This window comes from Lactococcus sp. dk101 (assembly GCF_009601055.1).
In the GTDB taxonomy this organism is placed as follows: domain Bacteria; phylum Bacillota; class Bacilli; order Lactobacillales; family Streptococcaceae; genus Lactococcus.
Map to the genome: position 1 here is coordinate 1 of NZ_WITI01000023.1, position 12,360 is coordinate 12,360.

13 protein-coding genes, 2 tRNA genes and 1 rRNA gene are annotated in these 12,360 nt (G+C 39.5%); 13 read left to right on the top strand and 3 right to left on the bottom strand.

What is annotated here, in order from left to right:
* The first annotated feature begins 10 nt into the window (after positions 1 to 10).
* From rrf to GHI45_RS10835, 6 genes are all read left to right on the top strand, one after another.
* A 5S ribosomal RNA gene (rrf, locus tag GHI45_RS10810) occupies positions 11 to 126 on the top strand.
* Between the two features lie 4 nt (positions 127 to 130).
* Positions 131 to 202: transfer RNA gene (locus tag GHI45_RS10815), tRNA-Glu, on the top strand.
* Between the two features lie 35 nt (positions 203 to 237).
* Positions 238 to 311, top strand: a tRNA-Asn gene (locus GHI45_RS10820).
* A gap of 67 nt (positions 312 to 378) precedes the next feature.
* The gene (locus GHI45_RS10825; protein ID WP_147780846.1) at positions 379 to 1,320 is read left to right on the top strand and encodes a TIGR01212 family radical SAM protein; all 942 of its coding nucleotides are present in this window, start codon (positions 379 to 381) and stop codon (positions 1,318 to 1,320) included.
* A gap of 97 nt (positions 1,321 to 1,417) precedes the next feature.
* Entirely contained in the window at positions 1,418 to 1,957 is a 540-nt protein-coding gene (locus GHI45_RS10830) for a class I SAM-dependent methyltransferase (RefSeq protein ID WP_147780847.1), read from the top strand.
* Between the two features lie 123 nt (positions 1,958 to 2,080).
* Entirely contained in the window at positions 2,081 to 2,965 is an 885-nt protein-coding gene (locus GHI45_RS10835) for a GRP family sugar transporter (protein ID WP_147780848.1), read from the top strand.
* A 27-nt stretch (positions 2,966 to 2,992) separates the two neighbouring features.
* On the opposite strand, the gene GHI45_RS10840 is transcribed toward GHI45_RS10835, so the two are convergent.
* Positions 2,993 to 4,282, bottom strand: coding sequence for a serine hydrolase (locus tag GHI45_RS10840; protein ID WP_147780849.1), 1,290 nt, complete (start codon positions 4,280 to 4,282; stop codon positions 2,993 to 2,995).
* Between the two features lie 322 nt (positions 4,283 to 4,604).
* On the opposite strand from GHI45_RS10840, the gene rpsL reads away from it, so the two are divergent.
* The 5 genes from rpsL to GHI45_RS10865 all read left to right on the top strand — a co-directional run bounded on the left by rpsL (position 4,605) and on the right by GHI45_RS10865 (position 9,408).
* Positions 4,605 to 5,024 (top strand): 30S ribosomal protein S12, encoded by a 420-nt coding sequence (rpsL, locus tag GHI45_RS10845; protein WP_147780850.1) that lies wholly within the window; start codon positions 4,605 to 4,607, stop codon positions 5,022 to 5,024.
* A gap of 17 nt (positions 5,025 to 5,041) precedes the next feature.
* A complete protein-coding gene (gene rpsG / locus GHI45_RS10850) occupies positions 5,042 to 5,509 on the top strand; it encodes a 30S ribosomal protein S7 (RefSeq protein ID WP_054640014.1) in 468 nt (155 codons plus the stop codon).
* Between the two features lie 241 nt (positions 5,510 to 5,750).
* Positions 5,751 to 7,892, top strand: a complete 2,142-nt coding sequence (fusA, locus tag GHI45_RS10855) for an elongation factor G (protein ID WP_147780851.1) — start codon at positions 5,751 to 5,753, stop codon at positions 7,890 to 7,892.
* Positions 7,893 to 8,028: 136 nt separating this feature from the next.
* Positions 8,029 to 8,853, top strand: coding sequence for a pur operon repressor (purR, locus tag GHI45_RS10860; protein WP_147780852.1), 825 nt, complete (start codon positions 8,029 to 8,031; stop codon positions 8,851 to 8,853).
* Between the two features lie 54 nt (positions 8,854 to 8,907).
* Positions 8,908 to 9,408, top strand: coding sequence for a DUF2127 domain-containing protein (locus GHI45_RS10865; protein ID WP_147780853.1), 501 nt, complete (start codon positions 8,908 to 8,910; stop codon positions 9,406 to 9,408).
* Positions 9,409 to 9,444: 36 nt separating this feature from the next.
* Here GHI45_RS10865 and lepB read toward each other — a convergent pair whose 3' ends face one another.
* Both lepB and rnhC read right to left on the bottom strand, forming a co-directional pair.
* Positions 9,445 to 10,062: a signal peptidase I gene (gene lepB, locus GHI45_RS10870; RefSeq protein ID WP_147780854.1), complete on the bottom strand. Its 618-nt coding sequence runs from the start codon at positions 10,060 to 10,062 to the stop codon at positions 9,445 to 9,447.
* 12 nt (positions 10,063 to 10,074) lie between these two features.
* Positions 10,075 to 10,962, bottom strand: a complete 888-nt coding sequence (gene rnhC / locus GHI45_RS10875; RefSeq protein WP_147780855.1) for a ribonuclease HIII — start codon at positions 10,960 to 10,962, stop codon at positions 10,075 to 10,077.
* 179 nt (positions 10,963 to 11,141) lie between these two features.
* On the opposite strand from rnhC, the gene rplM reads away from it, so the two are divergent.
* A complete protein-coding gene (gene rplM, locus GHI45_RS10880) occupies positions 11,142 to 11,588 on the top strand; it encodes a 50S ribosomal protein L13 (RefSeq protein WP_147780856.1) in 447 nt (148 codons plus the stop codon).
* A gap of 19 nt (positions 11,589 to 11,607) precedes the next feature.
* Positions 11,608 to 12,000, top strand: a complete 393-nt coding sequence (gene rpsI / locus GHI45_RS10885; RefSeq protein WP_109245895.1) for a 30S ribosomal protein S9 — start codon at positions 11,608 to 11,610, stop codon at positions 11,998 to 12,000.
* The last annotated feature ends 360 nt before the right edge of the window (positions 12,001 to 12,360 follow it).

Below are 12,360 nucleotides of genomic sequence, written 5' to 3' on the forward strand. Positions count from 1 at the left end.
TGCAAAATAATTTAGTGCCCATAGCGTTGGAGATACACCTGTTCCCATGTCGAACACAGCAGTTAAGTCCTTCCGCGCCGGAAGTAGTTGGGGGTCGCCCCCTGCGAGATAGGGTCGGTGCTAAGTTTATGGTCGATTGGTCAAGGGGTTAAGACACCGCCTTTTCACGGCGGTAACACGGGTTCGAATCCCGTATCGACTATATTTTTAACTCGGTTATGCCGAGTTTTGTGTTATTGCGGTTTAGCTCAGTTGGTAGTAGCGCATGACTGTTAATCATGATGTCGTCAGTTCGAGTCTGACAACCGCAGTTAGTAAGAGGTCTATGGACCTCTTTTTTGTTATAATAAAGTAAAATACATGAAGTGGGTGAAAAAGATGGAAAAGCGTTATACCACCTGGAATGAATATTTGAGAGCTAATTTTGGTGAGAAAATTTTTAAGGTTCCTATTGATGCTGGTTTTGATTGTCCTAATCGTGATGGCACGGTGGCTCATGGGGGCTGTACTTTTTGTACTGTTTCAGGTTCTGGAGATATGATTGTTGCACCGGATCAACCTATCCCTGTACAGTATCAAAAGGAGATTGAGCAATTTCATCAGAAATGGCCCGGAGTTAAGAGATACATTGTTTATTTCCAAAATTTTACGAATACGCATGCTCCTGTTGAGGTTTTGCGTGAACGTTTTGAACAAGCCGTAAATCAAAAAGATGTGGTTGGTATTTCGATTGGGACAAGGCCAGATTGTTTACCAGATGATGTAGTTGATTATTTGGCAGAATTGAATGAACGCATGGAGGTTTGGATTGATTTAGGCCTGCAAACGACTTTCGAAGAAACGTCGGATTTAATCAATCGAGCGCATGATTATCCTACTTATGTTGATGCGGTTAAGCGTCTTAGGCTTCATAATATCAATGTATGTACACACTTGATCAATGGTTTGCCTGGAGAGACAACTGAGATGATGCTTGAAAATGTGAGGCGGATGGTGCTAGACTCTGATATTCAAGGGGTTAAATTACATTTGCTTCATTTGATGAGAAATACGCGTTTGCAGAGGGATTTTCATGAAGGAAAGCTCGAACTGATGTCTCGAAATGATTATGTTAATGTGATTTGTGATCAGCTGGAGTTAATACCTAAAGAGATTGTTATTCATCGATTGACGGGGGATGCGCCACGTGATTTGTTAATTGGGCCAATGTGGTCTCTCAAGAAATGGGAAGTGTTGAATGCTATCGACAATGAGATGGAACGCCGTGGTTCATGGCAAGGTTGTCGCGATATTCGGAAATCGAACGCAATAAATTTTTAAAAAGGCGAGTTTTGCTTGCCTTTTTATAGTATAATGAAATAAGAACTTTATTTTTATTCAAGAATAAAAATGTTAGAAATGTGACGGAATTAGTAAAATGATAAAACCATTAGAGATTGCTCATCAGCTTTTAGAAGAAGTGATTAGTTCTGAAGATGTGGTTGTTGATGCGACAATGGGAAATGGATATGACACCTTATTTTTAGCGGGTTTGTCTGATCGTGTTTTTGCATTTGATGTACAAGAAGAAGCAATTGCTGCGACAAAAAGGAGATTAGTTATGGCTGATAAAAAGGCTGAATTGATCTTGGATGGTCATGAGAATTTAGCAAGCTATATCGATCAGCAGATTAAGGCAGCGATTTTTAATTTGGGCTATCTTCCGAATACTGATAAGACAGTTATTACAAGGTCTGAGACCACGATTAAGGCGCTGTCAGTACTGACAGAAAAATTGGTTGTGGGTGGTCGAATTGCCATCATGATTTATTACGGTCATGAAGGAGGACTACAAGAAAAAAATGCTGTCTTTGAATGGGCATCAGCTTTGCCACAGAAAGAGTGGCACGTCTTCTCGTACGCTCCGTTAAACCAAATTCATACACCACCTATGCTGATTATTCTGGAAAAAAGATAATATTGTGAAACATTGCGAACCTTGTTCTTCTATCGAAAACAAGAAGCTTTATCAGTTGATTTTTGGTATAAAAACTGTAAAATAGGAAAGTACTTTTAAAAAAATTATAGAAAAGGTGGGCTTATGCAAGGAATATTATATGCATTGGTTCCTATGATTGCATGGGGATCTATCGGATTTGTTTCAAACAAAATTGGTGGTGAAGCAAAACAGCAAACATTAGGAATGACGATGGGGGCATTTGTATTTGCACTCGTTGTATTTTTAATTCGCCAACCACAATTGACTTTACCAATTTTTATTTTGGGATTTGTTGCTGGTATTATTTGGTCAATTGGTCAGAGTGGACAATTTCTTTCAATGAAATATATGGGCGTTTCAGTCGCCTCACCGTTGTCAGCTGGTTTCCAACTGGTTTTGGGTGGCTTACTTGGTGCTATCGTCTTCCATGAATGGACAACGAAAATTCAATTTATTCTCGGCGGAATTGCCATGGTTTTATTGATGATTGGTTTTTATTTTTCATCTAAACAAGACCCTGATAAAGTTGAAAAAACAAAGAGTGGCAATATGACAAAAGGCTTGATTGCTTTGACTTATTCGACGATTGGTTATGTCGTTTATGTTATTTTGCTGAATAACTTATCTGGACTTTGGTTCAATCTTAAAGTTGATACGTTGACCATTATCTTCCCAATGTCAATTGGTATGATGGTTGGTGCTGTTCTTCTTGGCGGAAAAATCAAAATTCAACCTGTTGTTTTTAAAAATATGTTAGTCGGAATCATGTGGGGAATTGGTAACGTCTTTATGCTTCTTGCCGCTTCACTTGCTGGTAATGCGATTGCGTTCTCGTTCTCACAACTCGGAGTAATCATTTCAACATTCTGCGGAATTCTTTTCCTTGGAGAAAAGAAGACGAAAAAAGAAATGGGCTATATCTATATCGGAACAGTTTTGTTCGTTATTGGTGCCATTTTACTTGGGATTGTCAAAACAAAAGGATAAAAAAATCGGAATTCGTTCCGATTTTTTTTATAATTTTTCGTTGACAAATTTGACGAAGTGATTCCAAATAACAACGATTGGAGTTGCTCTGTCAACTGTATCTGCAGCAATTAGTGGGAATTCGGCTTGCGAGGCACCCGGAATGTAGCCCAGACTATCTTTTAGACTTGTACGAATTGTGACAAGCGTGGTTCCTTTCTTGACAGCAGCAGTTGTTGAAGCAGAGGTTTTCTTGTCAGTAGTGACAGTCAAATTTTTGCTATTAGCAGTGCCATCTTCAGCCTTTGGAACAACAGGTGTGATGTCTTTTTTAGCAACGAGTTTTACCGTTTTTTGCTTGCCATCAATGACATTGAATTTTGTGAAATCTTTGTAAACTTTTCCCTTGCTAACAAGTGTATCAGTTGTCCAACTACCATAAATATGGTTCATAAGTAGATTGGTTAGATTAAAGGTTGTGCTATTATCAGTGGCAGGTGAGTCAGCCTCAAGGATAACGGTAATGATACGGAAACCATTTTGATAAGTTGTCGCTGCAAAACAGTTGATTTGATAACCAGTTGAACCAGTCTTCAAACCGTCCACTCCTGAGCGATATTGGGCGTAACCTTTCAACATTTGATTGGTCGTGTTCATCGTAGCTTTAGAAGAACCGTCTTTATCAAAGGTCATCTGAGTTTGCTTAGTAATATCCAAGATTTGAGGATAATCTTTCAAAAGATGATAAGAGACGATGGCAACATCTTCCGCACTCATTGTATTGACATCGGTTGTCGCAGAGTTAGGATAAATATTTTTTCCAAGCAGACTATTTGGCAATCCTGAAGCATTATAGATTTTGGCATCAGTGATGCCCCACGTTTTCAGCTGTGCGCGCATCAAATCAACAAATTTTGGTTCAGAGCCAGCAATTTGCTCAGCGAGTGCAACAGCAGCGGAGTTTGCTGATGGTAACATCAATGCGTTCATCAAGTCTTTCACACTGATTTTTTCACCTTTTGTCATTTTGACATTACTGGCAGCTGAGTTTAATGTGAGGTCATAAGCATAGGTCGAAATTGGCACTTTCGTATCCCAGCTTAATTTTCCTTCATCAATTTTCTGATAAACCAAATAAGCTGTGACTAGTTTTGTGACTGAGGCAATTTGGGTACTTGAGTCAGTCGCATTTTGAGCGTAGAGTATTTTACCACTATCGGCATCAATGGCAATGGCAGATTTTGCAGCAACAGTAAAGCTGTCAGCACTGACAGAATGAGCTGTAAAAAGTGGTAGCATGACACAGATGCTGATGATTGAAATCAAGATTTTTTTCATGTCATTATTATATCAAAAAATCAAAGAAAGCCCAATTATTCAAATGGAAATAAACAAAAGCAGATGACTTACTGTAAATGTAAAAAATTCAATAAGAATAAGAGATGAACTTGACATTTTCATAAACTTGTGATATCATATAAGACGGTACTTTTTAATTTGGACTCTCAGGAGAACTCGTTAAAGTTGCTAAACTTCTTGTCAGAACTTGGATTAAGCGACCATATACTGACAACCCAATTAAAAAACAAACGAAAGGAATGCTTATCATTATCGTCATCGCTTCACAATTTGTGGATAATAGAGATAAGCAGACGAAAAAATGCCTACAATTAATCAATTAGTACGCAAAGGCCGTCATGACAAAGTTACTAAATCTAAGTCACCAGCCTTGAACGTTGGCTACAACAGCCGCAAAAAAGTCCAAACTAACCTTTCTTCACCACAAAAACGTGGTGTTGCAACTCGTGTTGGTACAATGACACCTAAGAAACCAAACTCAGCGCTTCGTAAATTCGCTCGTGTACGTCTTTCTAACTTGATGGAAGTTACAGCTTACATCCCAGGTATCGGACATAACCTCCAAGAACACAGCGTTGTGCTTCTTCGTGGTGGACGTGTAAAAGACCTTCCAGGGGTTCGTTATCACGTTGTCCGTGGTGCAATGGATACTGCTGGTGTAACTGGTCGTATGCAAAGCCGTTCTAAATACGGTGCTAAAAAGCCAAAAGCTAGCAAATAAGAAGGGAGAAATAACTAATGCGTAAAAATCGTGCCCCAAAACGTGAAGTTTTGGCAGATCCAATGTACAACTCAGTAGTCGTTACTCGCCTTATTAACCGTGTAATGCTTGATGGTAAACGTGGAGTTTCAGCTCAAATCGTTTACGGAGCCTTCAAACAAATTGAAGAAGCTACTGGAAACAATCCACTCGAAGTTTTCGAAACAGCTATGGAAAACATCATGCCTGTTCTTGAAGTTCGTGCTCGTCGTGTCGGTGGTTCTAACTACCAAGTCCCAGTTGAAGTTCGTCCAGAACGTCGTACAACTCTTGGACTTCGTTGGTTGGTAACAATCGCTCGTAACCGTGGAGAACACACAATGCAAGACCGTCTTGCAAAAGAAATCATGGATGCAGCTAACAACACAGGTGCAGCAGTCAAGAAACGTGAAGATACTCACAAAATGGCTGAAGCTAACCGTGCATTCGCTCACTTCCGCTGGTAATTTCAATTTTGCGTCACGATTGCTTCGTCAGAAAGTTACTTGCGTACTTATGTACGCGGCGCGCCTTTCTTCCTCGCACTCGTTTAGCAAAATCAAAATTCCAAATTAAAGTTTCGTAAAAAACGAACATTACCGGGCTTGGGCTCCTCGCCCGCTCGGTTTTGTTTTCACTTTATAACTTTATTTGATAAAATAGAATTAATGAGAGATTTCTCATTTCATAAAAAAACAGGAGACAAATATGACTCGCGAATTTTCCCTCGAAAATACTCGTAATATCGGTATCATGGCTCACGTCGATGCTGGTAAGACAACAACAACTGAACGTGTCCTTTACTATACTGGTAAAATTCACAAAATCGGTGAAACTCACGAAGGCGCTTCACAAATGGACTGGATGAAGCAAGAACAAGATCGTGGTATCACTATCACTTCAGCCGCTACTACAGCGTTCTGGAAGGGTAACCGCGTTAACATCATCGACACACCAGGTCACGTGGACTTCACAATCGAAGTTCAACGTTCACTCCGTGTTCTTGATGGTGCTGTAACCGTTCTTGACTCACAATCAGGTGTTGAACCTCAAACTGAAACAGTTTGGCGTCAAGCAACTGCTTACCACGTTCCACGTATCGTTTTTGCCAACAAAATGGACAAAATCGGTGCTGATTTCTACTACTCTCTTTCAACTCTTGGAGATCGTTTGGGAGCAAATGCTCACCCAATCCAAATCCCAATCGGAGCTGAAGACAACTTCATCGGTATCATTGACTTGGTAACAATGAAATCTGAAATCTATACTAACGACCTTGGTACAGATATCAAAGAAACTGTTGTTGGTTCAGACGAATTTAACGCTGAATTGGCTTCATTGGACTTTGATGCAGCAGCATACGTTGAAAAAGCTAACGAATGGCGCGAAAAATTGATTGAAGCAATCGCTGAACTCGATGACAGCATCATGGAAAAATACTTCGCTGGTGAAGAAATTTCAGAAGCTGAATTGAAAGCTGCTATCCGTAAAGCTACAATCGACGTTGAATTCTACCCAATGCTTGCTGGTTCTGCCTTCAAGAACAAAGGTGTTCAAATGATGCTTGATGCAGTTATTGACTACCTTCCAAGCCCACTTGACATCGCATCAGTTAAAGGGATTAACCCTGACACTGAAGAAGAAGACGTACGTCACGCTTCAGATGAAGAACCATTTGCAGCCCTCGCCTTCAAAGTTATGACTGACCCATTCGTTGGACGTTTGTCATTCTTCCGTGTTTACTCAGGTGTCCTTGAAGCTGGTTCATACGTTATGAATACTTCTAAAGGTAAACGTGAACGTATCGGACGTATCCTCCAAATGCACGCTAACACACGTACTGAAATTCAAGAAGTTTACGCTGGTGATATCGCCGCTGCTGTTGGACTTAAAAATACAACTACTGGTGATACTTTGTCAGATGAAAACAACGAAATCATCTTGGAACGTATCGAAGTTCCAGATCCAGTTATCCAACTTTCTGTTGAACCTAAGACAAAAGCTGACCAAGCTAAAATGTCTACAGCCCTTGTTAAATTGGCTGAAGAAGATCCAACATTTAAAGTTGAAACAAACGAAGAAACTGGACAAATTATCATCGCTGGTATGGGTGAACTCCACTTGGACGTTCTTGTAACTCGTATGCGTGACGAATTCAACGTTGAATGTAACGTTGGTGCACCTGAAGTTTCTTATCGTGAAACATTCCGCGCACCTGTTACACAAGCTCGTGGATACTTCAAACGCCAATCAGGTGGTAAAGGTCAATACGGTGACGTATGGATCGAATTCACACCAAATGAAGAAGGTAAAGGATTCGAATTCGAAGACGCTATCGTTGGTGGTGTCGTTCCTCGTGAATTTATCCCTTCAGTTGAAAAAGGTTTGGCTAAATCAATGCAAAACGGTGTCCTTGCTGGATACCCATTGGTTGACGTTAAAGCTAAACTTTACGATGGTTCATACCACGATGTCGATTCATCTGATACAGCCTTCCAAGTTGCCGCTTCACTCGCATTGAAAGAAGCTGCTAAACACGCTGATGCCGTTATCATGGAACCAATGATGAAAGTTGTCATCACTTGTCCTGAAGACAACCTCGGAGATATCATGGGTCACGTTACTGCACGTCGTGGACAAGTTAACTCTATGGAAGCTCACGGTAAATCACAAATCGTTAATGCCTTCATTCCATTGTCACAAATGTTCGGTTACGCTACAACACTCCGTTCATCTACACAAGGACGTGGTACATTCATGATGACATTTGACCACTACTCAGATGTTCCAAAATCTATTCAAGAAGAAATCATTGCTAAAAATGGCCGTGGTGGATCTTCAGAAGACTAATAAAATTGCTCATAAGATATAAAAATGTTTTGTCAGTACTGACAGAACATTTTTTTGCTATTTTGTAAGGTTTAGGGTTGAATGTTCGGAAACTGCATGATATAATGGGCATATCAATAAGGAAACGGTGATAATTATGAAAAGAAACGAACGATTGGTCGATTTTACAAATTATTTAATTAATCATCCCAATAAAATGTTGAACTTGAATAAGTTAAGTAAAAGGTATGAGGTTGCCAAGTCTTCAATTTCGGAAGATTTGGTCTTTATTAAGCACGTTTTTGAAGATCAAGGCGTAGGGATTGTTGAAACATTTCCTGGAAGTTTGGGTGGTGTCCGCTACACGCCATATATCACAGATGAGATGTCTAAGAAGATGACTCAAGAGCTTGCCGACCTTTTGAAAGAAGAAAATCGGATTTTGCCTGGTGGTTATATTTATCTGTCAGATATTTTAGGAACTCCAGCAAATTTGAAAAAAATTGGTCAAATTATTGCTCATGAATATCGTGATAAACAAGTTGATGTCATCATGACGATTGCCACTAAAGGAATTCCTATTGCCCAATCTGTCGCAGAAATATTGGATGTGCCTTTTGTTATCGTTCGGCGTGACCAAAAAGTAACTGAGGGGGCGACGCTGAATGTGAACTATATGTCAGGTTCAAGTAGCCGTGTTGAAAATATGACTTTGAGTAAACGCAGTCTCTCCATTGGCCAAAATGTCTTGATTGTTGATGATTTCATGAAAGGTGCGGGGACAATCAATGGCATGAAGAGTTTGGTTTATGAGTTTGATTGTTTTTTGGCAGGCGTTGCAGTCTTTCTTGAAGGCCCATTTAAAGGAGAACGCCTTGTTAAATCCTATAATTCAATCCTAAAAGTTGACCGAATTGATGTTGCTAACCGTTCAATCGATGTTAAATTGGGAAATATTTTTGAAAATCCGACCAAAGACTGATTTAAAACTTCTGAATGCCATTTATAATGGAGTGAACAAAGATTGAGAGGCTGAATGAATTTAGCAAAAAATGAAAGCAAAGAAAAGAGAGAGGTAGTCGATGTCAGCTTTGACATTGCCCTTATTTTTAAAAGTTTATTTGCCATAAGTGAAGTTTTGGGAGGTATTTCTTTATTCTTTCTGACGCCGTCGCGTTTGAATTCGACGATTGGTTGGATTGTGAAAGTGAAAGGAAATATTGACCAAGACTCGCAAAGTATGCTTATGAACATGCTGATAAATTTTGGAAATAATTTCACGGTAAGTACACAATATTTGCTGGCAATTTATCTTCTGTCACATGGTTTGATTAAACTTGTAACTTTGGCGCTCCTATGGAAGAAAGTCTTGTGGGCATATCCACTTTCGATTGTGGTCTTTGTAGGCTTTATTATTTATCAGATGAGAGAATTTCTGACGACCCATTCATTTTTCATGATTTTTGTGACAGTGGTTGATGTCATCATGATTGTCTTGACCATATTAGAATATCGAAATATAAAAAGTGCAAAATAAAAACCTGTCAGAGCTGACAGGCTTTTTTATTTCCTTTTAGTTTATGAAACCAATTTTAGAAAGTGGCCAGATACGAAGTTTGGCTTCTCCAACGATTTCACTGCGAGGGAATGCACCAACCGCACGGCTGTCTCTAGAGACAACACGATTATCTCCCATCAAATAATATTCGCCTTTTGGAACGGTCACAGTAAATGTTGGATTTCCTGTGTTGGTATCTGTTGTGAAGGCTTGGGTTTTTTGAGCAAGACTAACAAAATTAGACCTGTCAGCTGATGACAATGAAGAAGTCAATGGGTAGCTGCCATAAGTTTTTTCAAGTTGTCCGCTAGCAAGTTGTGCTTTGAAATCTGCTAAGTAAGGCTCGTCATATTTTTTGCCGTTGATGGTCAGTTGATCGTTGTTGTAACTGATGACATCGCCAGGCATACCAATGACACGTTTGACAATATTTTTGTCGCCCTCTTTTGCAACTACGATGTCAAAACGATTGATCGTTGCTGTTTTGATGATAACCAAACGCTCCTTGTCGGCAAGTGTCGGATCCATTGAATGTCCGTCAACGGCAACAGGCGCCCAAATGAAAATACGTGAGAGAATTGCAAGTGCGATAATGGTGATAAAAATACCCCATTCTTTAATAAATGCCTTCATATTATGTTAGCTTCACTTTCTATTGTCCGCAATTTTGATTGCTTTTTGAGTATTTGCAAAATGTAACTTCGCAAATTGATTGAGCGCACCGACACCTGATTGAGCGATTATTTTTGCTGCGATTTGATCAGAAGCGTGTCCTGCACCACTCGGCAAATGAAATCCCGCTTGCTTAGATAAGGCATCTAAGTTATCGAGAAATAAAGCGCGTGCGATGACAGAACTTGCCGCGACAGCAATAAATTGATCTTCCGCTTTTGGTATCAGCGTCACTGCTGATGAAACTTGATTTTTTTCCTTTTTGACATATTTTTCATAATTCGGCTTTGTTGTAAAAGCATCGATAACGATTTGCTCTATCTTGTCATCATCGAGTTTTTGCTCAAGCAAATAAATGGCCTGATTATGAAGGGCAACTTTGATACTAACTGCATTATACCCATTTTCAATCACTTCGTTGTACTTTGAAGGCTGAACAGTTAAAACAACATGAGGAAGAAGCTCCTGCAAACGTGGCGCAATCTGACGGATTTTGTCGTCTGTCAATTTTTTTGAGTCGGCGACACCCAATTTTGTCAAGGCTTGAACATTGTCAGCACTGACAAAAGATGCACCGACCACCAAACTTCCAAAATAGGACCCATTTCCAACTTCGTCAGTTCCAATCATGTTTTCTTGATGATGCGAAATCGTCTGCGCTTGGTAACCAAAATCACTCGCGATTTTTTCAGCCGATCCGCCTTGAAATACAACCTTTCCAGAGCTGTAAACACTGACAGAAACACCAGAAACCTTCGCAAAAAAACGAATGTATTGGTTTTTCGTCATAACTTGATGACTCGCCAATTTTTTAATGAGTTTTTGAATTGAATTTTCATCCAAGTTTAATACGATATTCATGCAACCATTTTAGCATAAAAACAAAAAATTATAAAATAATAGCTTGACAAACTAATAAGAAATATGATATTATGATAAGCGGTATTGTTTACCCCATTTTTGTGGCCCCGGAACCCAAAAATATCATGTGAACAATGTTCACACGTAAACAAATTCTAGTATAAAGGAAAAAACTCATCATGATGAAAACTACATTCATGGCTAACGCTCAAAACGTTGACCGTAAATGGTACGTAGTTGATGCAACTGACGTTCCTATGGGTCGTCTTTCTGCAGTAGTAGCTAGCGTACTTCGTGGAAAAAACAAACCAACATACACACCTCATACAGATACTGGTGATTTCGTAATTGTTATCAATGCTGAAAAAGTTAAATTGACTGGTAAAAAAGCAACTGATAAAATCTATTACAAACACAGTCTTTACCCTGGTGGATTGACTTCAATCACTGCTGGTGAACTCCGTGATAAGAATGCTGTTAAATTGATTGAAAAATCAGTTAAAGGTATGCTTCCACACAACACACTTGGACGTGCTCAAGGCATGAAACTTAAAGTGTTTGTAGGTAACGAACATACTCACGCAGCACAAAAACCTGAAGTTCTTGATATCTCAGGTTTGATCTAATTAGGAGGAGAAATACAAAATGGCTCAAGTACAATATGCCGGCACAGGCCGTCGTAAAAACTCAGTAGCACGCGTACGTCTCGTACCTGGTACTGGTAAAATCACTGTAAACAATCGCGATGTAGAAAACTACATCCCACATGCTGATATGCGTTTGGTTATCAACCAACCATTTGCAGCTACACAAACTGAAGGTGCTTACGATACTCTCGTAAACGTTAACGGTGGTGGTGTATCTGGACAAGCAGGAGCAATCCGTCACGGTATCGCTCGTGCCCTTCTTGAAGTTGACCCTGACTTCCGCGGAGCTTTGAAACGCGCTGGTCTCTTGACTCGTGACGCCCGTATGGTTGAACGTAAAAAAGCAGGTCTCAAGAAAGCCCGTAAAGCATCACAATTCTCAAAACGTTAATCTATCGATTTACATTTTGCAAAACAGTTCTCAATTCGAGAGCTGTTTTTTGTTTTGCCATATGATATCTAAAGGAATGATTTCAGGCAAAATGTTAAAAATAAAAGAAAAACCGACTTGATATTCACAACTATAATTTGCAGTAAGTCTAGCAAGGACTAAAGCGGATACACAGAAATGGCAGTTCAAAAAAGCAATAGGAAACGTACAAAATAATTGACAGGTAGATAGTGGTTTGATATACTAATATAGTTGTCTCGTAAGGGAATACCGAACGAGGAAACAAAAAGCAATTACATCGCGTACTTAATTCTTGACAAAAGGAATGAGGAGTGATATAATATAAAAGTTGCGTCGGTG

Bases quoted from the DNA above. Each gene is read 5' to 3' on its own strand.
- purR (WP_147780852.1), top strand. From the start codon at position 8,029: ATGAAAAGAAACGAACGATTGGTCGATTTTACAAATTATTTAATTAAT.
- rpsI (WP_109245895.1), top strand. From the start codon at position 11,608: ATGGCTCAAGTACAATATGCCGGCACAGGCCGTCGTAAAAACTCAGTA.
- rnhC (WP_147780855.1), bottom strand. From the start codon at position 10,962: ATGAATATCGTATTAAACTTGGATGAAAATTCAATTCAAAAACTCATT.
- fusA (WP_147780851.1), top strand. From the start codon at position 5,751: ATGACTCGCGAATTTTCCCTCGAAAATACTCGTAATATCGGTATCATG.
- lepB (WP_147780854.1), bottom strand. From the start codon at position 10,062: ATGAAGGCATTTATTAAAGAATGGGGTATTTTTATCACCATTATCGCA.
- GHI45_RS10830 (WP_147780847.1), top strand. From the start codon at position 1,418: ATGATAAAACCATTAGAGATTGCTCATCAGCTTTTAGAAGAAGTGATT.
- GHI45_RS10840 (WP_147780849.1), bottom strand. From the start codon at position 4,282: ATGAAAAAAATCTTGATTTCAATCATCAGCATCTGTGTCATGCTACCA.
- GHI45_RS10835 (WP_147780848.1), top strand. From the start codon at position 2,081: ATGCAAGGAATATTATATGCATTGGTTCCTATGATTGCATGGGGATCT.
- GHI45_RS10825 (WP_147780846.1), top strand. From the start codon at position 379: ATGGAAAAGCGTTATACCACCTGGAATGAATATTTGAGAGCTAATTTT.
- rpsL (WP_147780850.1), top strand. From the start codon at position 4,605: ATGCCTACAATTAATCAATTAGTACGCAAAGGCCGTCATGACAAAGTT.
- rplM (WP_147780856.1), top strand. From the start codon at position 11,142: ATGATGAAAACTACATTCATGGCTAACGCTCAAAACGTTGACCGTAAA.
- GHI45_RS10865 (WP_147780853.1), top strand. From the start codon at position 8,908: ATGAATTTAGCAAAAAATGAAAGCAAAGAAAAGAGAGAGGTAGTCGAT.
- rpsG (WP_054640014.1), top strand. From the start codon at position 5,042: ATGCGTAAAAATCGTGCCCCAAAACGTGAAGTTTTGGCAGATCCAATG.